Origin of the sequence: Nonomuraea sp. NPDC049421, assembly GCF_040677005.1 — a bacterium.
Lineage (GTDB): Bacteria > Actinomycetota > Actinomycetes > Streptosporangiales > Streptosporangiaceae > Nonomuraea > Nonomuraea salmonea.
The window spans coordinates 87,644-107,898 of sequence record NZ_JBFAQA010000030.1; the positions used below are offsets into that span (position 1 = coordinate 87,644).

19 protein-coding genes are annotated in these 20,255 nt (G+C 73.2%); 9 read left to right on the forward strand and 10 right to left on the reverse strand.

Going from position 1 to position 20,255, the window contains the following annotated elements:
* Positions 1–41 precede the first annotated feature (41 nt).
* The 5 genes from AB0K18_RS38920 (at position 42) to mctP (ending at position 8,237) form a co-directional block, all read left to right on the forward strand.
* Positions 42–3,539: a S8 family serine peptidase gene (locus AB0K18_RS38920; protein WP_364925209.1), complete on the forward strand. Its 3,498-nt coding sequence runs from the start codon at positions 42–44 to the stop codon at positions 3,537–3,539.
* Between the two features lie 78 nt (positions 3,540–3,617).
* Entirely contained in the window at positions 3,618–5,207 is a 1,590-nt protein-coding gene (locus AB0K18_RS38925; protein WP_364925211.1) for a CocE/NonD family hydrolase, read from the forward strand.
* Entirely contained in the window at positions 5,189–6,145 is a 957-nt protein-coding gene (locus AB0K18_RS38930; RefSeq protein WP_364925214.1) for a WYL domain-containing protein, read from the forward strand. The genes AB0K18_RS38925 and AB0K18_RS38930 overlap by 19 nt, the downstream gene beginning before the upstream one ends.
* Before the next feature lie 278 nt (positions 6,146–6,423).
* On the forward strand, positions 6,424–6,633 hold the full coding sequence (locus AB0K18_RS38935; RefSeq protein WP_345403479.1) for a DUF3311 domain-containing protein: 210 nt from the start codon (positions 6,424–6,426) through the stop codon (positions 6,631–6,633).
* A complete protein-coding gene (gene mctP, locus AB0K18_RS38940; RefSeq protein ID WP_364925217.1) occupies positions 6,630–8,237 on the forward strand; it encodes a monocarboxylate uptake permease MctP in 1,608 nt (535 codons plus the stop codon). Before AB0K18_RS38935 ends, mctP begins: the two co-directional genes overlap by 4 nt.
* 50 nt (positions 8,238–8,287) lie before the next feature.
* Here the strand turns inward: mctP and AB0K18_RS38945 are convergent, their stop codons facing one another.
* Positions 8,288–8,638: a DUF6285 domain-containing protein gene (locus AB0K18_RS38945; protein WP_364925220.1), complete on the reverse strand. Its 351-nt coding sequence runs from the start codon at positions 8,636–8,638 to the stop codon at positions 8,288–8,290.
* Between the two features lie 314 nt (positions 8,639–8,952).
* On the opposite strand from AB0K18_RS38945, the gene AB0K18_RS38950 reads away from it, so the two are divergent.
* From AB0K18_RS38950 to AB0K18_RS38965, 4 genes are read left to right on the forward strand one after another with little or no spacing between them, the layout of a single operon-like run.
* Positions 8,953–9,735 (forward strand): CPBP family intramembrane glutamic endopeptidase, encoded by a 783-nt coding sequence (locus AB0K18_RS38950; protein ID WP_364925223.1) that lies wholly within the window; start codon positions 8,953–8,955, stop codon positions 9,733–9,735.
* Positions 9,736–9,775: 40 nt separating this feature from the next.
* Positions 9,776–10,234, forward strand: coding sequence for an acyl-CoA dehydrogenase family protein (locus AB0K18_RS38955; RefSeq protein WP_364925227.1), 459 nt, complete (start codon positions 9,776–9,778; stop codon positions 10,232–10,234).
* Positions 10,231–10,965 carry an acyl-CoA dehydrogenase family protein gene (locus AB0K18_RS38960; protein WP_364925230.1) on the forward strand — a complete coding sequence of 245 codons (735 nt, stop codon included), beginning with the start codon at positions 10,231–10,233 and terminating at the stop codon, positions 10,963–10,965. The genes AB0K18_RS38955 and AB0K18_RS38960 overlap by 4 nt, the downstream gene beginning before the upstream one ends.
* Positions 10,962–11,966 (forward strand): phosphotransferase family protein, encoded by a 1,005-nt coding sequence (locus tag AB0K18_RS38965; protein ID WP_364925233.1) that lies wholly within the window; start codon positions 10,962–10,964, stop codon positions 11,964–11,966. The genes AB0K18_RS38960 and AB0K18_RS38965 overlap by 4 nt, the downstream gene beginning before the upstream one ends.
* Positions 11,967–11,978: 12 nt before the next feature.
* Here AB0K18_RS38965 and AB0K18_RS38970 read toward each other — a convergent pair whose 3' ends face one another.
* The 9 genes from AB0K18_RS38970 to AB0K18_RS39010 all read right to left on the reverse strand — a co-directional run bounded on the left by AB0K18_RS38970 (position 11,979) and on the right by AB0K18_RS39010 (position 20,145).
* Positions 11,979–12,554, reverse strand: coding sequence for a TetR family transcriptional regulator (locus tag AB0K18_RS38970; RefSeq protein ID WP_364925236.1), 576 nt, complete (start codon positions 12,552–12,554; stop codon positions 11,979–11,981).
* Entirely contained in the window at positions 12,551–13,003 is a 453-nt protein-coding gene (locus AB0K18_RS38975) for a hypothetical protein (protein WP_364925239.1), read from the reverse strand. Before AB0K18_RS38975 ends, AB0K18_RS38970 begins: the two co-directional genes overlap by 4 nt.
* A gap of 134 nt (positions 13,004–13,137) precedes the next feature.
* Positions 13,138–14,505: a nucleotide pyrophosphatase/phosphodiesterase family protein gene (locus AB0K18_RS38980; RefSeq protein WP_364925241.1), complete on the reverse strand. Its 1,368-nt coding sequence runs from the start codon at positions 14,503–14,505 to the stop codon at positions 13,138–13,140.
* Entirely contained in the window at positions 14,502–15,629 is a 1,128-nt protein-coding gene (gene eboE / locus AB0K18_RS38985; protein WP_364925244.1) for a metabolite traffic protein EboE, read from the reverse strand. Before eboE ends, AB0K18_RS38980 begins: the two co-directional genes overlap by 4 nt.
* The gene (locus AB0K18_RS38990) at positions 15,629–16,483 is read right to left on the reverse strand and encodes a TatD family hydrolase (protein ID WP_364925247.1); all 855 of its coding nucleotides are present in this window, start codon (positions 16,481–16,483) and stop codon (positions 15,629–15,631) included. Before AB0K18_RS38990 ends, eboE begins: the two co-directional genes overlap by 1 nt.
* Entirely contained in the window at positions 16,483–17,076 is a 594-nt protein-coding gene (locus AB0K18_RS38995; protein WP_364925250.1) for an EboA domain-containing protein, read from the reverse strand. Before AB0K18_RS38995 ends, AB0K18_RS38990 begins: the two co-directional genes overlap by 1 nt.
* A complete protein-coding gene (locus AB0K18_RS39000; RefSeq protein WP_364925253.1) occupies positions 17,073–17,930 on the reverse strand; it encodes a sugar phosphate isomerase/epimerase family protein in 858 nt (285 codons plus the stop codon). The genes AB0K18_RS38995 and AB0K18_RS39000 overlap by 4 nt, the downstream gene beginning before the upstream one ends.
* Complete coding sequence (locus AB0K18_RS39005) at positions 17,927–18,874, reverse strand: SCO3242 family prenyltransferase (RefSeq protein WP_364925256.1); 948 nt, start codon at positions 18,872–18,874, stop codon at positions 17,927–17,929. Before AB0K18_RS39005 ends, AB0K18_RS39000 begins: the two co-directional genes overlap by 4 nt.
* Positions 18,875–19,002: 128 nt before the next feature.
* Positions 19,003–20,145: an inositol-3-phosphate synthase gene (locus AB0K18_RS39010; protein ID WP_364925259.1), complete on the reverse strand. Its 1,143-nt coding sequence runs from the start codon at positions 20,143–20,145 to the stop codon at positions 19,003–19,005.
* Positions 20,146–20,255 lie beyond the last annotated feature (110 nt).

Below are 20,255 nucleotides of genomic sequence, written 5' to 3' on the forward strand. Positions count from 1 at the left end.
GGCGTAAAGATCACGCCTTCGCCCGTCGAGAAGGAGAGCACGTGCCCCAAACCCCCCGCTGGCGGATGATCCTCACGGGGATCGTCGTGGCCGCCACCGGTCTGCTGGTCCCGCAGACCGCGGCACAGGCGGCGCCAGAGTCCGACAAGATAGACGCCGCCGTGCAGGCGCGGCTGGCGCAGGACGACAAGGCCACCTTCTGGGTCAGGATGAAGGGCTCCGCCGACCTCAGCGGCGCCCGCAGGGCCGCGACCAAGGAGCTGAAGGCCGAAGCCGTCTACGAGGCCAAGAGCGAGCGGGCGAAGTCCTCCCAGGAGGGCTTACGCAAGTTACTCGACGCCCGCAAGGCCGAGTACACCCCCTACTGGATCGTCAACGCGGTCAAGGTGACCGCCGACGAGAAGCTGGCCGGCGAGATCGCCAAGCTGCCCGAGGTCGAGCGCATCCAGCCGATCCGCGTGCTGAACGTGCCGAAGCCGGACGAAGGCCAGGCGCAGAACCGGGTGAACGCCGTCGAGTGGAACATCGACCGGGTGAACGCCCCGCGTGTCTGGGAGGAGCTGGGCGACCGCGGTGAGGGCATCGTGGTGGCCAACATCGACACCGGCGTGCAGTTCGACCACCCCGACCTGGCCGCCACCTACCGGGGCAGGAACCCCGACGGCAGCCACACGCACGACTACAACTGGTTCGACCCGGCCCGCGTGTGCCCCTCGACCGCGCCGTGCGACAACAACGGCCACGGCACCCACACGATGGGCACGATGGTCGGCGCGAACGGCATCGGCGTGGCTCCGGGCGCGCAGTGGATCGCGGCCAAGGGCTGCGAGCTCAACACCTGCACCGACGCCTCGCTGCTCGCGGCCGGCCAGTGGATCGTGCGGCCGACCGACCTGAACGGCGACAACCCGCGCCCCGACCTCGCGCCGGACATCGTCAACAACTCCTGGGGCGGTGACGGCTTCGACCCCTGGTACAAGGAGGTCGTCGACTCCTGGATCGCCGCGGGCATCTTCCCCGCCTTCTCCAACGGCAACGAGGGCCCGTCCTGCCGCACCAGCGGCTCGCCCGGCCAGTACGTGAGCGCCTACAGCGCCGGCGCCTTCGACGTGAACAACGCGCTGTACGCCCGCTCCAGCAAGGGCGAGGGCGAGAACGGCGAGATCAAGCCGAACATCGCCGCCCCCGGCGTCAACGTGCGCTCCTCGGTGCCCGGCAACGGCTACGACTCCTACACCGGCACCTCGATGGCATCGCCGCACGTGGCCGCCACGGTGGCGCTGATCTGGTCGGCGGCGCCGGGCCTGACCGGCGAGATCGAGACCACCAGGTCGCTGCTCGACGGCACCGCCGTGGACACCGCCGACACCAGCTGCGGCGGCACCGCGGCCGACAACAACGTGTGGGGCGAGGGCAAGCTCGACTCCTACGCCGCCGTCCAGGCCGCGCCCAAGGAGGGCCTCGGCGACCTGTCCGGCACGATCACGGCCGGCGGCGAGCCGCTGTCCGGCGTGACGGTCACCGTCACGGGCCCGCTGACCCGCACGGTCACGACCGGCGCCGACGGCACGTACGCGCTGCCCCGCCTGCTGCCCGGCGACTACCGGCTGACCGCCGCCAAGTTCGGCTACGCCGAGGCCGAGGCGGACGTGACGATCACCGCCGAGCAGGCGACCACCTCCGACCTGACCATGACGGCCCAGGCTAACGCCGTGGTGTCGGGCACGGTCAGCACGGCGGGCGCGCCCGAGGCGGGCGCGACCGTCGCGGCCGCGGGCACGCCGGTGAGCACGGTGACCGACGAGGCGGGCCGCTACAGCCTGACGCTGCCGCACGGCTCGTACGAGCTGACCGTCACGCCCTCCTCGCGCTGCTCCAGCACCGCGACCGCGGAGATCACCCTGGACGGTGACCTGACCGAGGACATCGAGCTGCCGCTGCGCGGCGACAACTTCGGCTACACCTGCGCCTACGGGGCGCAGGCGTACGTCGAGGGCACCGAGAAGCTGGCGCTGACCGGTGACGACGAGGCCGTGCAGGTCACGCTGCCGTTCCAGGTGCCGTTCTACGGAACCGGCCAGAGCCGGGCGTGGGTCGCCACCAACGGCTTCCTCACCTTCGCCACCGACCGGGCCACCGCCGCGGGCAACGTCCGGCTGCCGGCGAGCGGCACGCCGAACAACGCGGTCTACCCGTACTGGGACGACCTCATCGTGGACGCCCAAGGCGGCGTCTACACGGGTGTGACGGGCACGGCGCCGCACCGGCAGTTCGTGGTCGAGTGGCGCAACGTCACCTTCTACAACGAGACCGCGCAGCGGGTGTCGTTCGAGGCGCTGCTCGGTGAGGACGGCTCGATCGCGTTCCGGTACAAGGACATCGAGAGCGAGCGCGACAAGGGCCTGAGCGCCACCATCGGCGTCGAGAACGCCGCGGGTGACGACGCGCTGCAGTACTCCTACCAGGAGCCGGTGGTCGCGACCGGGCAGGGCCTGACCTTCACGGCCAGCCGGCACGGCCTGGTCACCGGCGCCGTCACCGACGCCAACGACGGCGAGCCCATCGCCGGGGCGACGGTGAAGGTGGGCGACGTGGCCACGTTCACGACCGGCGAGAACGGCACGTTCTACGGGCAGGTGCTGGCCGGCGACTACGACGTCGAGGTGTCCAAGGAGCACTACGGCACCTTCACCCAGCCCGTCACGCTGGCGCCGACCACGGTGACGCGGGTGGACACGGCGCTGGTCACCGGCCGGGTGAGCGCGTCGTCGGCGGAGCTGACCGTGGTGCAGCCGGCCAACACCACCCGCAAGCGCACGATCGAGCTGACCAACCTCGGGGCGGCGACGCCGTACACGGTGACCGGCGACTCGTGGTTCACGGTGTCGCCGGCGTCCGGGCAGCTCGCCAAGGGGCAGAAGGCGAAGCTGACCGTGGAGGTGTCGAGCGCCGGGGTGGCCGCGGGCACGTACCGCTCGGGCACGCTGCTGGTGAAGTCGGCCAGCGGGCGGCAGCCGACCATCGAGGTCGCGGTGACCGTCGTGGTGCCCAAGCTGCAGGTCGCCGTGGACGTCGGCGCGAAGAAGAACACGGTGGACGCCGCGGGTGACACCTGGACGCCCGACAGGAAGTACAGCACCGGCGCTCACGGCTACGTGGCCGGCAAGAACAAGACGCTGAGCACGTCCAAGAGCATCTCCGGCACCACCGACCAGACGCTGTTCAAGACGGCGCGGGAGGACATGCTGGAGTACCGCTTCGACAACGTGCCGAACGGGACGTACACCGTCGAGCTGAACTTCGCCGACCTCGAGCGCACGCAGATGGGCAGGCGGGTGTTCGACGTGCTGGTCGAGGGAGAGCTGGCGATCCCGGCGCTCGACCTGGCCCTGGAGGCGGGCACGTACACGGCGGTGAGCAGGCAGTACACGGTGCGGGTGACCGACGGGCAGCTCAACGTGCGGTTCGCGGCCCGGCAGGGCTCGACGCTCGTCAACGGGCTGCGCATCTCGGAGCGTCCCGACAGGACGACGCCCTAGTGGTGCAGCCCTGAGATGACCCTGATGTGCGCCGCCCCGGGCTACTCGCCCGGGGCGGCGTATGTTACTGGTTGGTATATGAGACGCGTGCGGATCAGACGCGACCTTCCCGTGCCGATGCCCGACGGCGTGACCCTGCTCGCCGACCACTACGCGCCGCCGCACGGCGGTCCCGCCCCCGTCGTGCTCATGCGCTCCCCGTACGGGCGGCGCGGCATGCTCGGCTGGTACTACGGGCGCGGCTTCGCCCGGCAGGGCCTGCACGTCGTCATCCAGAGCTGCCGCGGCGGCTTCGGCTCGGGCGGCCTGCTCGACCCGCTCGGCGACGAGCACGACGACGGCCTGGCCACCATCGCCTGGTTGCGCGAGCAGCCCTGGTACGGCGGCTCGTTCGCCATGTTCGGCCCCTCCTACCTCGGCTACACGCAGTGGGCCGTCGCGCCCTTCGCGGGACCCGAGCTGAAGGCGATGGCCACGCAGATCACCGCCTCCCAGTTCAGGGACGCCGCGTACGTGGGCGGCGCGTTCGCGCTGGAGTCGACGCTGAGCTGGACCACGCTCACCGACGGCATGGCGCGCAGGTTCGGCGGCGCCTCGGTGCTGACCGCGCCCCGCCTGACCCGCCGCGCGGTGCTGTCGGGGCGGCCGGTGGCGGAGCTCGACCTGGTCTCGGCGGGCCGGCCGCTCCGCTTCTACCAGGACCTGCTCGCCCACCACGCCGACCCGGCGGTCCCGTATTGGCACAAGCGGGATTTCTCCGCCAAGGTGGGCGAGGTGGAGGCGGCGGTGACGATGCTCGGCGGCTGGTACGACGTGTTCCTGCCGTGGCAGCTCAAGGACTACGCGGCGCTGCGGGCGGCCGGGCGGCGGCCCTACCTGACGATCGGCCCCTGGTACCACATCGACGCCAGGCACGGCCGCGCCACCATGGAGGAGGCGTCGGCCTGGTTCCGCGCCCACCTGCTCGGCGACCGGTCGCGGCTGCGGCCCGACCCGGTGCGGATCCACGTGACGGGGGCGGGCGAGTGGCGCGACTACCCCGACTGGCCGGTGCCCGGCATGCGGGAGACGCGCTGGCACCTGCGTGAGGGGTTCGGACTCGGGCCGGACGGGCCGCTGGAGGGCGGGCCCGACCGGTTCCGCTACCACCCGGACCACCCGACGCCGCGCATCGGCGGGCCCGTGCTGCTGGGCGACTCCAGGCCGCGCGACCAGCGGCGGCTGGAGGAGCGGCGCGACGTGCTGGTCTACAGCTCCCCCGCGCTGCGCTCGGCCGTGGAGGCGATCGGGCCGGTGCGCGCCGAGCTGTACGTCCGCTCCAGCACGCCGTACGTGGACGTGGTGGTGCGGATGTGCGACGTGCATCCGGACGGGCGGTCGTACAACGTGTGCGAGGGGGTCAGGCGGCTGGGACCTGGGGCCACCGACGAGGACGGCGTGCGGCGGGTCGAGGTGGACCTGTGGCCGATCGGGCACCGGTTCCGGCGCGAGCACCGGATCCGGGTGCACGTGGCGGCGGGGGCGTACCCGACGATCGCCCGCAACCCCGGCACCGGCGAGCCGCTCGGCTCAGGGGGCGGCCGGATGGTGCCGGCCGACGTCGAGGTGTTCCGTTCGCCCGAGCGGCCGTCGGCCGTGGTGCTGCCGCTGTGCGCGCCGCGCGGCTGATGTCGCTGGTCCTGCTGCTGCAGGCCAGGGGCGGGATGACGGCGGCCGAGCTGGCCAAGGAGCTGGAGGTCTCCGAGCGCACGGTGCACCGCGACGTGCTGGCGCTGTCGGAGGCGGGCGTGCCGGTCTACGCCGATCGGGGGCGCGGCGGGGGGTACCGGCTGCTCGACGGGTACCGTACCCGGCTGACCGGGCTGGACAGGGCCGAGGCCGAGGCGCTGTTCCTGTCGGGCGTGCCGGCGGCGCTGCGCGAGATGGGGTTGCAGGACGTCGCGGCGGCGGCCCGGCTGAAGGCGGCGGCGGCGCTGTCCCCCGCGCTGCGCGACGCGCCCGCGACGGCCGCGCAGCGCTTCCACCTCGACGCGCCGGGCTGGTTCGCGGGCGGTGACCCGCCGCCCGCCGCGCTGGCGCCGCTGGCCAGGGCGGTGTGGCGGGACCGGCGGGTCTCGGCGGTCTACAAGGACGTGCTGCGGGTGCTCGAGCCGTACGGGCTGGTGCTCAAGGCCGGGGTCTGGTACCTGGCGGCGCGGCACAGGGGCCGGTTCCTGATCTTCCGATTGCACCGGTTCGGCGAGGTGTCGGTGCTGGGGGAGACGTTCGACCGGGACCAGGACTTCGATCTCGCGGCCTTCTGGGCGGGGCAGGCGGCGCTGTTCGCCAGGTCGCTGCTGCGGGAGGAGATCACGCTGCGGCTGACCGGGCGCGGCTTGCGGATGCTGCGGCACGTGGCCGACCCGGCGGCGGTCGAGGACGCGATGGCCTCGCTGCGGGAGGACGGGACCGTGCGGCTGGCGGTGGAGTCGCTGCCGGTGGCGTTCTCGCAGGTGCTGCGGTTCGGGCCGGAGGCGGAGGTGCTCGGGCCGCCCGAGTTGCGGGCGATGGTCGCCGACGCCGCCGCGCGCATGGCCCGTCTGTACGACCCTGACCATCCGTCCTGACAGGACCTCACTGTCCGGTGTGGACGGATGACCGCTCGTCGCGGGCAACCGACCACTCGCCGATCAATGGCGGCACTCCCCACCGGGGCGGAGTTATGGTGCTGAACGTCGCGCCCGCGTGGTCGTCTCATATGCCGAGATATCAATTCGGCATTTAGGCCAAACCGTAACATGCCGTTCATTGGGATTAATCCCCATGAAAAGCTAATCTCCCTCCGTTGACGCAAAGTCAGGAGCATGGTCACCGCCAGCGCCTGATCTACCCATCGGAGGGCCGGATGACTACCGGGGATCCCGGGCAGCCACGCACCGACCGCAGCCCCTGGAACTGGCTGCTGATCGTGCCCATCGTGCTGCCGTTGCTGACATTCCTGTACAACTTCGACGAGCCGCGCCTGTTCGGCTTCCCGTTGTTCTACTGGCTGCAGATCGCCTTCATCATCGTCGGCGTGGGCACCACCACTCTCGTCTACAGGATGACGAAGTGAGCGCTCACACGACCGAGCTGGTCGTCTTCATCCTGCTGTTCCTCATCGTCAGCGGCATGGGCTTCGTCGCCGCCCGCTGGCGCCGCCCCACCGACCTCGCCAGCCTCAACGAGTGGGGGCTCGGCGGGCGCAGCTTCGGCTCCTGGGTCACCTGGTTCCTCGTCGGCGGCGACCTCTACACCGCCTACACCTTCGTCGCGGTGCCCGCGCTGGTGTTCAGCTCCGGCGCGCTCGGGTTCTACGCGCTGCCGTACACCGTGGTCGTCTACCCGCTGGTGTTCCTGGTGCTGGCCCGCATGTGGTCGGTCTCGCACGTGCACGGGTTCGTCACGCCCGCCGACTTCGTCAGGGCCCGCTTCGGCTCGCCCACGCTGGCGCTGGCCATCGCGATCACCGGGCTCATCGCCACGATGCCGTACATCGCGCTGCAGCTCGTCGGCATCGAGGCCGTGCTGAAGACGATGGGCATCACCGGGCACCTGCCGATCATCATCGCGTTCGCGATCCTGGCCGCCTACACCTATCAGTCCGGCCTGCGGGCGCCCGCGCTGATCGCGTTCGTCAAGGACTCGCTCATCTACATCGTGATCCTGGCCGCGGTCATCTACATCCCGGCCAGGCTGGGCGGCTGGGACTCGATCTTCGACGCGGCCAAGGCCAAGTTCGACGCCACCCCGGCTCCCGGCGACGGGTTCATCCTCAACGCCAACAACCAGCTCCAGTACGTGACGCTGGCCTTCGGCTCGGCGCTGGCGCTGTTCCTCTACCCGCACAGCCTCACCGGCGTGCTCGCCTCCAAGAACCGCAACGTCATCAAGCGGAACATGTCGGCGCTGCCCGCCTACAGCTTCGTGCTCGGCCTGATCGCGCTGCTCGGCTTCATGGCCATCGCGGCCGGCACCAAGCCGGTCGTCACCGACGGCAAGGCCGACGCCAACACGATCGTGCCGCAGCTGTTCAACGACATGTTCCCCGACTGGTTCGCGGGCGTCGCGTACGCCGCCGTCGGCATCGGCGCGCTCGTGCCGGCCGCCATCATGTCGATCGCGGCGGCCAATCTGTTCACCCGCAACATCTACCGCGAGTACATCAACAAGACCGCCACCGACGCCCAGGAGGCCAACGTCTCCAAAATCGTGTCGCTGCTGGTCAAGGTGGGCGCGGTGCTGTGCATCCTGCTGCTCGACCCGCAGTTCTCGATCGACCTGCAGCTCATCGGCGGCGTGATCATCCTGCAGACGCTGCCGTCGGTGGCGCTCGGCCTCTACACGCGCTGGTTCCACAAGGGCGGGCTCATCGCCGGCTGGGCGCTCGGCCTCGGGGCCGGCATGTGGATGCTGTACCTCATCCCCAACCCGGCCAACGGCAAGGCGCACTTCGGCGGGTCGGCGTTCCCGCTGGCGAACTTCGGCTTCGACACCAAGATGACGATCTACGCCGGGTTCCTGGCGCTGATCGTCAACCTGGTGGTGGCGGTGCTCGGCACGGTCATCCTGAAGGCGGCCAAGGTCGCCGACGGCGGCGACGCCACCAAGCAGGACGACTACTTCGCCGACGAGGGCGACCCGAAGGTCAAGGACCTGGACCTCACCGGCTCCCACTGATCCCAGGGGTTTTTCGCGGCCCGCTTCCCGTACGGGGGGCGGGCCGCTACTCATTGCGTCTGGAGGTAGGCGGGGTTGGCGACCTCCAGCTTCGCGCGTACGGACTCCTCCAGGGCGGCGAGCAGGCGCTCGTCGTCCGGGAGGCGGCCCGCGCGGATGGCTTCCGCCAGCTCGGCTTCGTCCGCGACGCCCAGCCCTGCCAGGCGGGCCGCGTGCCGATCGGCCTGGGCGGGGCCCAGCTCGATCTCCCGCTCGACCATGGCCAGCACGTTGACGGCCACCCGGGTGTGGAACCGGACCCGGCCCTCGGCGGCCGGAAGCACGTCGGCCTGAAGGAACTCGCGGACGGCCGCCACCAGCTGCGCCGCGCTCGGGACGTCATGCGGATCAGTGCCTGTCACACTCTCTTGCCTAACACGTCCCCGGCCCGATCCCAAGCCCCGCTCCACCACGACGGCCACCCGCCCCCACATCCACATCACCAGCACACAGGCCCCGGGATCGGCTGGGTGTGGTGGTGATGCAGGTGTCGGGATCGCGGGTGTCGGGTGGTCGGCACGAGACCGCACCGCCCGGAGGGCTGCCTGGCCCGGCGCACACATGGATCTCAAGGCGGGCTCTTGCATACCGCGTGCCCGATCCCTGGACGCCGCCCGACATACCGGAAATATCTCCCTTTATCAGGGTCCGATCATGTTGGGGTTAGTCTGCGGCCATGCAGACACAGTCCCCCCTTGCTCCATCCCCCTTGCTCACGCCGAGGCTCATCCGGGCCGAGATCTTCGTCGTGTTGTCGGTGTCGCTCGGGGCGAGTGCGCTGGTGGCGTTCGTCCGGCTGGTCGGGGCGCTGACCGCGCCTCGGGAGCTGAAGGGGCAGCAGGCCGTGCTGGTCGGGTCGATGGCGCCCGGCCGGCCGTGGCTGGACCTGACGCTGCAGCTGGTGCAGATCGCGGTGGCGGTGGCGCCGGTGGGGCTGGTGGCGTACCTGATGGTGCGCTCGAACGAGTCGCTGCGGACGATCGGCGCCGACTTCCGCCGTCCGGGCGGCGACCTGCTGCGCGGCGCGGCGCTCGCGGCGGCGATCGGCGGGTCGGGGCTGGCGTTCTACCTCGCGGTCTGGGCGGCGGGGGTGAACCTGACCGTCGTGCCGGGAGCGCTGCCGGAGGTGTGGTGGCAGGTGCCGGTGCTGCTGCTGGCCGCCGCGCAGAACGGAGTGCTGGAGGAGGTCGTGGTCGCCGGGTACCTGCTGCACCGGCTGGGGCAGGCCGGGTGGACGCCGTGGAAGGCGGTCGTGGTGTCGTCCCTGCTGCGCGGGTCGTACCACCTGTATCAGGGTTTCGGGGGGTTCGTCGGGAACGTGGTGATGGGGCTGGTGTTCGGGCGGCTCTACCAGCGGTGGGGACGTGCGATGCCGCTGATCGTGGCCCACACGCTGATCGACGCGGTCGCCTTCGTCGGGTACGCGTTCCTGCGCGACAAGGTGAGCTGGCTGCCCTGAGACCGTTGACCAGAACGACGTTCTGTTGTTGGGTCGGTGCATGACCTTCGCGGTGCCCGACAGTGTCCGGCCGGTGCGTGAGGCGGTGCACGCGTTCATGACCGAGCGGGTCGAACCCGCCGAGCCCGTGCTCCACCGGGGCGGGCCCGAGGCGGCGGCGGTGCTCGGCGAGCTGCGCGAACAGGCCGGGAAGGAGGGCCTGTGGGCGCTCGGCCATCCGCGCGAGCTGGGCGGGGGCGGGCTGCCGTTCCTCGACTACGTGTACGTCAACGAGGTGCAGGGGCGCAGCGAGTACGGGCAGCTCGCGCTGGGGACGTACACGCTGCAGGACTCGCTGATGCTGCACGAGCACGCCTCGCCCGAGCAGCGCGAACGCTACCTGGAGCCGCTGGTGCGCGGCGACATCTCGCCGAGCTTCGCGATGACCGAGCCGGCCGTCTCCAGCAGTGACCCCATCCAGCTCGCCACCACCGCCGTGCTCGACGGGACGAATGGGTGATCAACGGGCACAAGTGGTTCACGACGGGGGCGTCGCGGGCGGCGTACACGACCGTGATGTGCCGCACCGAACCCGGCGCGCCGCCGCACCTCGCCTTCTCCATGATCCTGGTGCCGACGGACACGCCGGGGTACACGATCGTGCGCGAGACGCCGGTGCTGGGGCTCGACGGGGCGCACTGCGAGGTGCGGTACGAGGACGTCCGCGTACCGGCCGCCAACCTGCTCGGGCCGCGCGGGCAGGGCTTCGTCATCGCCCAGAAGCGGCTCGGCCCCGGGCGGATCTTCCACTGCATGCGCTGGCTCGGCCAGGCGCAGCGGGCCTTCGACCTGATGTGCCGGCGGCTGCACGAGCGGCGCGCGTTCGGCGAGCCGCTGGCGGCCAAGCAGCTCATGCGGCAGCACGTGTTCGACTCCTACACCGAGATCCAGTCGGCGCGGCTGCTCACGCTGCACGCCGCCGAGGCGATCGACGCCGGCTCGCAGGCGCGGGTCGAGATCGGGGCGATCAAGGTGGTAGGGGCGCGGATGCTGCACAACGTCATCGACCGGGCCATCCAGGTGTACGGGGCGGCGGGCCTCACCCCGGACACGCCGCTGGAGCGGATGTACCGGCACGCGCGCGCCGGGCGGGTCTACGACGGGCCTGACGAGGTGCACGCCGACTCGGTGGGGCGGCGCATCCTGGGCGTGTACGCGGCGGGCGGCACCTGGGAGTTCGGCCTGCGATGAGCGACCCGTACGCGATCGTCGAGGCGGCGTTCGGGGCGGGGGCCGAGGTGGTGACGTGCACCCGCCTGCCCGGCGGCGCGTCCCGCGAGACCTGGGCCCTCGACGTGGTCACGGGGACCGGCGAACGACACGACCTGATCCTCCGCCTCGACTCCCCCGGCCTGCCCGCACACGACTCAGCGGGGGGTGTGGGGCTGGGGCTGGCGGTGGAGGCGCGGTTGATGCGGGCGGCCGCCGAGGCCGGGGTGCCGGTGCCGGAGATCGTCGCGTGCGGGCCGTCGTACATCCTGATGACGCGCGTGGCGGGCGAGACGATCCCGCGCAGGATCCTCCGGGACGACGCCTTCGCGGCGGCCCGGCCGCTGCTGGCCCGGCAGTGCGGGCAGGCGCTGGCGGCGATCCACCGCATGCCGCTGTCGGTGGCGCCACCCGACGTGCCGCCCGCCGGGCCTCCTGCCGGGCCTCCCACCGGGCCTCCCGCCGGGCCGGAGGATCCGTTGGTGCGCTGGCGGGCGGTGCTTGATCAGCTGGGGGAGCCGCATCCGGTGTTCGAGCTGGCGCTGCGCCGGCTGGCGGCGGGCCGGCCGCCCGCGCGCCCGCCCGCGCTGGTGCACGGCGACTTCCGCAACGGCAACCTCATCGTCGGTCCCGAGGGCATCAGGGCGGTGCTCGACTGGGAGCTGGCCCATGCCGGCGACCCCCTTGAGGACCTGGGGTGGCTGTGCGTCAAGGCGTGGCGGTTCGGCTCGCCACTGCCGGTGGGCGGGTTCGGCGGGTACGACGAGCTGATCCGCGCGTACGAGGAGGCCGGCGGGCGGCCGGTGGACCGGGAGTCGCTGCGGTGGTGGGAGACGTTCGGGGTGCTGAAGTGGGGCGTCATCTGCGTCATGCAGACGATGCGGCACCTGCGCGGCGGCGCCCGTTCGGTGGAACTGGCCGCGATCGGCCGGCGCGTGTGCGAGACGGAGTGGGACCTGCTGGGCCTGCTCCGCGAGAAGTGACCGCCCGCGTGCTCAAGGCGGGGTCACCGCGGCGGTGACGGCGTCCACGAGGCTCTGGACGACGCGGTCGCGCGGGACCTCGGGGTGGTCCAGCCACCAGTCGCAGGTGGACTGCACCATGCCGACGAACGCGTGCCCGAGCACCTGCGCCCGCACCGGGTCGGGCACCACCCGTTCCGCGGCCAGCACCGCGCCCAGCTCCTCGCCCAGGCTGCGGACCAGGGAGGTCATCTGCGAGCGCACCCGGCTGTCCTCGGCGCCCGCACGGTGGAACAGGAAGCGGTAGAGGTTGAGGTTGGCCGAGACCAGGTCGAAGTAGAGGTCGATTGCCGCCGTGGCGCGGCCGCGCAGGTCCGTGCCGGCCTCGGCGAACCGGGGCTTGAGCTGCGCGACGACCGTGCCGGCGTGGCGGTCGGCCAGCGCCTGGTAGAGGCCGTGACGGTCGCCGAAGTGGCGGTAGAGGACGGGCTTGGTGATGCCGGCCGCGGCGGCGATGGCGGCCATCGAGACGCCGGGGCCCTCGGCGGCGATGGCGCGGTCGGCGGCGTCGAGCAGCGCCCTGCGCCGATCAGGATCCCGCCCGCTCACCCGCCCAGGATAGATCGCCTGCGGGCCGGGAGCAGCGCGGAGAGCACGAGGAAGGCGCCGGTGAGCGCGTACAGGCCGGTCATCCCGGCCAGCGTGCCGGGCGGCTCGCCCGGCGCCGCCCACGGGACCGGGCCGGTCGGCCACGGCAGGCCGCCGGCCCGCGCCCACGGCAGCGTGGCGGCCACGCCGACGGCGGCGTCGAGGTCGAGGGCGAACAGCACGCCGGCCGCCGTCAGCGGCACGCCGCAGGCCAGGGCGGCGGCCGGCCACACCGTCAGGACCCTGATGAGGACGGCGACGCCCGCCACGTACGCGAGCGCGGCCGGAGCGGGGGCGAAGGCCACGGTGCCGCCGCGCAGCGCCCTGGCGGCGGCGTCGGTGAGGTAGTAGACGGGGATCGCGGCGGCCAGCCCTGCGACGGCAGCCAGTGCGTGCCCGCCTCGCCCCACGTGCCACCCCTCCCCCGTCACGGTCGTGGCAACCCTAGCCGCCGCACGCCCCTTCGCGCTGCCCACCTGCGAAAACAGACCTGCCTTCGCGCCGCCCGTCAGGGCCCGGCACGGTGTGCCCGGCGGAGTTAGCGTCAGCGGGCCAGGCGCAGCAGCAGGTCCTTGACCTCGGTGGCCGCGTACCGGTCCCTCGCCTGCGCCGGGTCCGAGCAGAGCAGGACGGGCGCGTCGGCGGGGTCGGCGGGCAGCAGCCCGTGCGAGCCCCGTACGGCGCGCGCGCCCGCGTCCAGCCCCACGACGCTCATGAGGTAGCGCATCCCCAGCTTCTTGCGCAGCAGCGCGAGGCCCGCCCGCCGCTTGGCGGCGCCCGGCGCGGCCGGGTCGAAGAACAGCTCGGCCGGGTCGTAGCCGGGCTTGCGGTGGATCTCGACCAGGCGGGCGAAGTCGGGGGCGCGGGCGTCGTCCAGCCAGTAGTAGTAGGTGAACCAGGCGTCGGGCTCGGCGAGCAGGACCAGCTCGCCCGAGCGGGGGTGGTCGAGGCCGTGGGCGGCCTTGCCGTCCTGGTCGAGCACGGCTCCGACGCCGGGCAGCGCGGCGCAGAGCTTGGCCACGGCGGGCACGTCGGCGGGGTCGCGGACGTAGATGTGCGCCACCTGGTGGTCGGCGACGGCGAACGCCCTGGACGTCCACGGGTCGAGGTACTCCATGCCGTCCTGGGTGTGCACGCGCAGCAGCCCTTCGGACCGCAGCAGCCGGTTGACGTCCACGGGGCGGGCGACGTCGGTGATGCCGTACTCCGACAGCACCACCACGGTCCTGTCGCCGGCCGCGTCGAGCAGCGGCCCCAGCTCGGCGTCCAGCTCGGCGGCGGCCGCGGCGGCCTGCGGGTGGCCGGGGCCGAAACGCTGCAGGTCGTAGTCGAGGTGCGGCAGGTAGGCGAGGGTGAGGTCGGGGTTGTGCGCGGTCATGACGTGCCGGGTGGCGCGGGCGATCCAGCGGGACGATGCGATGCCGGCGCCCGGGCCCCAGTAGGTGAACAGCGGGAACGTCCCCAGCTCCGCCGTCAGCTCGTCGTGCAGGCCGGGCGGGTCGGTGTAGCAGTCGGGGTCCTTGCGGCCGTCGGCGCGGTAGATCGGCCTGGGGGTGACCGTCCAGTCGACGTCGGCGCCCATGGCGTACCACCAGCAGACGTTGGCGACCGTGTAGCCGGGGCGCTCGCGGCGCGCGGCCTGCCACAGCTTCTCCCCCTCGACCAGGGCGTTGTGCTGGCGCCACAGCAGCACCTCGCCGAGGTCGCGGAAGTACCAGCCGTTGCCGACGATCCCGTGCCCCGACGGCGGCAGGCCGGTGAGGAACGTGGACTGCACGCTGCACGTCACGGCCGGCAGCACGGTGCCGAGCCCGGCCTGGAACCCGCGCTCGCCGACGGCGCGCAGGCGCGGCATGTGGGCCAGCAGCCGGGGGGTCAGCCCCACCACGTCCAGGACCAGTAGCGAAGTCATGCCGTCACTCCTGCCTCGAGCATTTGCGTACGGGCGAAGTCCAGCTCCCCCGCGATGCCCGCGGCCAGCTCGGCGGGGGTGCCGGGGCGGAGCGCGGCGGGCAGCACGTTCCAGGTGTAGGTCTCGACGTCGAAGTGGTCGCACAGAGGCTCGGGCCCGCCCACCAGCTCGGCGAGCGCGTCCCGCAGCACGGGCGCCGTGGTGGCCAGCGGCGCGGCGGGGGCGGCGTGCAGCGGCACGTGGTAGTGGACCCGCCACGTGCCGGGCAGCCCGCGGGCGAGCGCCTCGTCCAGGTCGTCGGCCTGCTCGCCCGCCCTGGTGCGGGTCTGGTGGAGGAAGCGCGGCTCGGCGTACTCGCGCAGCGCCCGCGGCTCCGCCGTCTCCAGCGCGGCCGACAGCTGCACCTTGACGATCGGCAGCCCGGCCGCGGCCAGCGCCTTGAGCGCGGCGGCGGGCTGCTCCCAGGCGCAGGCGAGGTGCGCGAGGTCGAGGCAGACGCCGAGCCGGTCGGTGTCCACGCCGGACAGGTGCGCGACGGCCTGCTCGGTGGTCTCCACGACGCAGCCCGGCTCGGGCTCGAACCCGACCCGGATCGTCCGCCCGGTCGCCGCCTCCACCTCCGCCAGCCCGGCGGCCAGCTCGTCGAGGTGGCGGGCGGCGGCGCCGGCCATGGCGGCGTCCCAGGGGTCGCGCCAGCCGAGCGGCAGCGTGGAGATCGAGCCGCGCGCCGCGTCGCCGGGCAGCAGCCCGGCCAGGACGCGCGCCAGGTCCAGCGTGTACGCCAGCCGCTCCCGCGTGGTCCAGTCCGGCCGGTAGACGGCGTGCTTGACGACCGGGTCCTGGAAGGCCGCGTACGGGAAGCCGTTGAGCGTCACCACCTCCAGCCCCCGCGCGTCCAGCTCTCCGCGCAGCCGCCCGAGCGCGGCCGGGTCGGCGGCCAGCTCGGCGGCGGCGGGCGCGGCCAGCCAGAGGCCGAGCCCGAGCACGCCGGTGCCGAGGCGGTCGCGGATGGGGACCGCGTACGCGTCGAGCTGGGCCACGATGCCGGCGACGTCCTCGGCGGGGTGCACGTTGGTGCAGTAGCCGAGGTGCAGCGGCGTGCCCGACGGATGCCGCAGCCGCATCACTCGCCGCCGCGCTTGATCGAGCTGCCGGCGAACGTCGGCTCGGCCGCGCCGGTGACCGCCGTCAGGTCGAGCCGCCCCGACTGGCTGTAGAACGCGATCGGGTTGCGCCAGAACACCTGCTCCACGTCGTCCTCATCGAACCCGTCGGCCAGCATCGCCTCGGCCGTCGCCAGCGTGAGCAGCGGGTCGGAGACCCCCCAGTCGGCGGCCGAGTTGACCAGCATGCGCTCCAGGCCGTACTCGCGCAGGATCGCCACCATGCGCGGCGGCGACATCTTCGTCTCCGGGTAGATCGAGAACCCGGCCCAGCAGCCCGAGCCGTGCACCACCTCGATCGTCACCTCGTTCAGATGGTCGATCGCGACCCGCTCGGGCGCGATGCCGGAGGCCGCCACGACCTCCAGCGTGCGCCTGGTGCCGCGGGCCTTGTCGCGGTGCGGGGTGTGCACGAGCGCGGGCAGGTCGTGCTCGACGGCGAGGGCGAGCTGGCGTTCGAACGCGTCGTCCTCCTCCGGGGTCATCGAGTCGTAGCCGATCTCGCCGACCGCGACCACCCGGTCCTTGTCGAGGTAGCGGGGCAGCAGGTCGAGGACGGGACGGCAGCGCGGGTCGTTCGCCTCCTTGGGGTTGAGCGCGATCGTGGCGTGGTGCACCACGCCGAACTGCGCCGCCCGGTACGGCTCCCAGCCCAGCAGCGAGTCGAAGTAGTCGCTGAACGAGCCGGGGTTCGTACGCGGCTGGCCGAGCCAGAAGGCCGGCTCGACCACGGCCAGCACCCCCGAGGCAGCCATCCTGGCGTAGTCGTCGGTGGTGCGCGAGGTCATGTGGATGTGGGGGTCGAAGATGCGCATCAGGTCTCCTCGCTGGTGAGCCGGTGCAGCAGGGCCGCGGCGTCGGCGGGCATGGGGCGGCCGGCCGCGGCCCGTTCCTCGGCGAACGCGGCCAGCATCGCCGCCAGCTCGGCGTCCGCGCGCCGGTCGAGGTCGTGCACGGCGTCGAGCGGCACGCCCATGAACACGCACTTCAGCACCGCCTGCCGCCAGGATGGCTGGTCGAGGTGGCGGGCGTACGGGCCGAGCGCGGCGGCCAGCAGGCGGGCGTCGTTCGTGCGGATGGCGTCCTGCAGCAGCGGGATCGCGTCCGTGCCGGCGTTCAGCAGCGGCAGGGCCTTGAGCACCGCGCGTTTCTCGTCGGCGTCGCCGTGCTCGTAGTAGGCGCTGACCTGGCCGGGTGGCAGCGCGGCGAGCAGCAGCGCCCTGGCGGCCTCGTCGGCCGTCCAGCCGGGGGCGTCGGCCAGCTCCGCGCGTCCCGCCCTTCTCCCGGCGGCGGCGAACGACCGCACGGCGCTGTCCGGGCGGTCCGCGGCGGCGGCCAGCGCCTCCTCCAGCCAGGGCCATGCGGGGGTGGCGGCGAGCGCCTTGCGCAGCCGGTCGGTGGTGATCACGTGCTCCCTCCCTCAGAGGCGAGGCGGCGAGACTCTTCTTCGGCGCGGCGCAGGAAGGCGAGGGAACGGGCCGCCACCTCCGGGGCGGCGTGCGAGTGCCTGGGCAGCTCGACGGCGACCAGGCCCCGGTAGCCGGAGGCGGCCAGCGCGCGCAGCACCGGCGGGAAGTCGATCTCCCCCTCGCCGAACTCCAGGTGCTCGTGCGTCCCTCGCCGCATGTCGTCGATCTGGACGTTCACCACGTGACCCGCCACGGACGTCACGCAGCCGGGCACCGGGCCGGGCTCGTTGCAGCGGCAGTGCCCGATGTCGAGCGTGAGGCCGAACCGCTCGGGCGCGCCCAGGGCCTCGCGCAGCCCGCGCCAGCCGGCGATCGTGTCCACCAGCATGCCGGGCTCCGGCTCGAACCCCAGCCTCATGGTCTGCGTGCTCTCCAGGACCTGCGCGCAGCCGTCCACCAGGCGGTCCCGGGCGAGGGCGGGCGGGACGTGCGCCGGGCGCACCCCCGACCAGAACGACACCGCCTCCGCCCCCAGGTCATCGCCCACCGCGACGGCGCGGCGCAGGAAGTCGACGCGCTTGTCCCGGTCGTCGTCGAGGAGGGTGGGCGCGTGCTTGCGGCGCGGGTCGAGCAGGTAGCGGGCGCCGGTCTCGATCACGACGGCCAGATTCAGCGTACGGAGGCGGTCGGCGGCCTTGGCCACCCGGTGCGCGAGGCCGTCGGCGTAGGGGTCGAGGTGGTGATGGTCGAGGGTGAGGGCGACGCCTTCGTAACCCAGCTCGGCGATGACGTCGAGCGCGTCGGTGAGACGGTGGTTGGCGAAGCCGTTCGTGCCGTAGCCGAACCTGATCATGTGGGTGACACCTTCCTGGCCAGGCGGCGGGCCAGCGGCACCAGCGCGGCGAGCACGACCCCGGCGCGCGGCGCCCCTGACCGCGCGGCCAGCGCGCCCTGGAGCGCGGGCAGGCTGACGATCCCGGCCGCCACGGCGTCCCGCACCCGCGCCGCCGACGGCTCCGCCACCGCCCGGGCCTGCGACCTGCCGAACTGCACGGCGTACCAGCCCGCCAGCGCCCCCTGCGCCGGCCCCGACGCCGGCGGGACGGCGACCGTGGTGGCCAGGGCGAGGGTGGCGGCCAGGGTGGTCGCGGGGCGGGCGGGGGTGGTGCCGGTGGTCTCGGCGCGCGACAACTCGGTGAGCAGGTACGTGTGCGCGGCGATCGTCAAAGCGGCCGGCAGCGCCCCGACCAGCGAACGCCCCGGCAGCGCGGGCGAGCCGCCCGGCGGCGCGGGCGCACGGGCCGGGATGGTGGGTGAGCGGCCCGGTGGCGCGGGCGCACGGGCCGGTACGGGGCTCGATGTGGCGCCCAGGAGGACGTCCAGGCCGCGGCACACGGCCATCAGCAGGGGGCCCGCGCGGGTGTTCTTGGCGGCGAGGTCGTACGTCCAGACCGCTGCCGCCAGCGGGGCGGCGATCGCCAGCGCGCGGCGGCCGCCGGTGAGACCCGCCACGGCGAGGCCCGCGGCCGTGAGGCCGGCGGCGACGGCCAGCGCCTCCCCCGGACGCACCCGGCCGGACGGGATCGGCCGCTCGGGGCGCTCGGCCGCGTCGAGGTCACGGTCGGCCCAGTCGTTGGCCGCCATCCCCGCCCAGTACAGGCAGACCGACGAGCAGGCCAGCCCGGCCGTGCCGGGGCCCAGCGCCCGGCCGGCGGCGGCTCCGGCGATCACGTCGCCCGGCACCGACAGCGCGGCGGGCGCGCGGACGAGCTCGGCCAGGTCCCGGAGTCTCACCATCGTCAAGCCCCTTTCGCCGGCCCCTTTCACCGGCCCTTCCACCGGCCCTTCCACCGGCCCTTTCACCGGCCCTTTCACCGGCCCCGCCGATACGCCAGGCTCACACCCGCCTCCCCGCCGAGGCAAGGTCACCGGCCGGAGTCCAGGGCGTCGATGAAGGCGCACAGGGCCTGCCACTGCTCGGCCAGCCCGTGCGGGACGTCACCCAGCGGATCCTTGAAGAAGAAGGCCAGCTCGGGCAGCGCGCCCGTCCGCCCGCTCCGGTGGGCGGCGGCGGTGAGCCGGGTCAGGTCGAGGATGAGCGGCGCGGCGAGCGCGGAGTCGCAGCCGTGCCAGGTGAACTCCATCCGCATGGCGGTCCCGAGGAAGCCCTCGAACGTGACGAGGTCCCAGGCGGTCTTGAAGTCGCCCAGGTCCTCCAGGTAGTCGATGCGGGTCTCGCCCTGCGGCTGGTAGCCGAGGGTCTCGGCGAGGACGCGCTGCTTGCTCGCGGCCTTCGCGGCGTTGGCGCCGGGGCGGGCGAGGTTGGCCCCGTCGCCGCCGCCCAGCAGGTTGACGCCGGACCAGGTGCGCACCTTCAGGTTGCGCTGGGCGAACATGGGCGCCAGCACGGACTTGACGAGCGTCTCCCCCGTCTTGCCGTCGTGCCCGCCGTACGGCAGGCCGCGCTCGCGGGCGAGGGCGTCGAGCGCGGGCAGGCGGGCCCCGGTGGACGGGGTGAAGTCGACGTACGGGCTGCCGGCCTGGAAGGCGGCGTAGGCGGCCAGCGCGCTGGGCGGCAGGACGGCGCCGGGCTGTCCGAGCGCGGCGCGCAACTCCGGCAGGCCGGCGTGCGCGGGGTGCGGCGGCGGGGCGGGCTCGGTGGTGGAGACGTTGACGACGACGACCCGGTCGAGGTCGTGGCGGCGGCGGAAGCGGTCGAGGTCGGCGCCGATGGCGGCGGCGGTCTCGGCCTGGGTGGCGGCCGTGGGCAGCGGCCGTACCTGCTGCTCGATGACCGACAGCTCCTCCTGCACGGCCGCGACGAGCGCCGCGGGCACCACGCCCGCGGCGGCCAGCTCGGCGGCCTTCTTGTCGAGCGGCACCGAGGTGACGTCGTGCCCGCCGAACACCAGGTCGCCGATCCCCGGGCGGATCCGGTCGCGCAGCGCGGGCGATTCGAGGACGCATCCGGTGGGCCCGGTCAGGCCCGCCCTGACGCCCAGGGCGCCGATCATGCTGGTGACGGCGACCGAGCCGCGTGCTCCGATCAGCCATGCTCCCGTTCTCATGCGCTCTCCTCCGGCGTGGCATCGGTTCGCGTGGGGATGATCGGGCTCCCGTGATGAGAATGCGCCGTAATGCGCCGCCGATCAAGCAGAAACCGAAGCTTGTTCAGTTT

What these genes read in the sequence shown, in the direction of transcription:
- AB0K18_RS39000 (WP_364925253.1), bottom strand. Translation starts at nt 17,930, where the DNA reads ATGATCAGGTTCGGCTACGGCACGAACGGCTTCGCCAACCACCGTCTC.
- AB0K18_RS38990 (WP_364925247.1), bottom strand. Translation starts at nt 16,483, where the DNA reads ATGCGCATCTTCGACCCCCACATCCACATGACCTCGCGCACCACCGAC.
- AB0K18_RS38980 (WP_364925241.1), bottom strand. Translation starts at nt 14,505, where the DNA reads ATGACTTCGCTACTGGTCCTGGACGTGGTGGGGCTGACCCCCCGGCTG.
- eboE (WP_364925244.1), bottom strand. Translation starts at nt 15,629, where the DNA reads ATGCGGCTGCGGCATCCGTCGGGCACGCCGCTGCACCTCGGCTACTGC.
- AB0K18_RS38950 (WP_364925223.1), top strand. Translation starts at nt 8,953, where the DNA reads ATGCAGACACAGTCCCCCCTTGCTCCATCCCCCTTGCTCACGCCGAGG.
- AB0K18_RS39010 (WP_364925259.1), bottom strand. Translation starts at nt 20,145, where the DNA reads ATGAGAACGGGAGCATGGCTGATCGGAGCACGCGGCTCGGTCGCCGTC.
- AB0K18_RS38955 (WP_364925227.1), top strand. Translation starts at nt 9,776, where the DNA reads ATGACCTTCGCGGTGCCCGACAGTGTCCGGCCGGTGCGTGAGGCGGTG.
- AB0K18_RS39005 (WP_364925256.1), bottom strand. Translation starts at nt 18,874, where the DNA reads ATGGTGAGACTCCGGGACCTGGCCGAGCTCGTCCGCGCGCCCGCCGCG.
- AB0K18_RS38965 (WP_364925233.1), top strand. Translation starts at nt 10,962, where the DNA reads ATGAGCGACCCGTACGCGATCGTCGAGGCGGCGTTCGGGGCGGGGGCC.
- AB0K18_RS38935 (WP_345403479.1), top strand. Translation starts at nt 6,424, where the DNA reads ATGACTACCGGGGATCCCGGGCAGCCACGCACCGACCGCAGCCCCTGG.
- AB0K18_RS38925 (WP_364925211.1), top strand. Translation starts at nt 3,618, where the DNA reads ATGAGACGCGTGCGGATCAGACGCGACCTTCCCGTGCCGATGCCCGAC.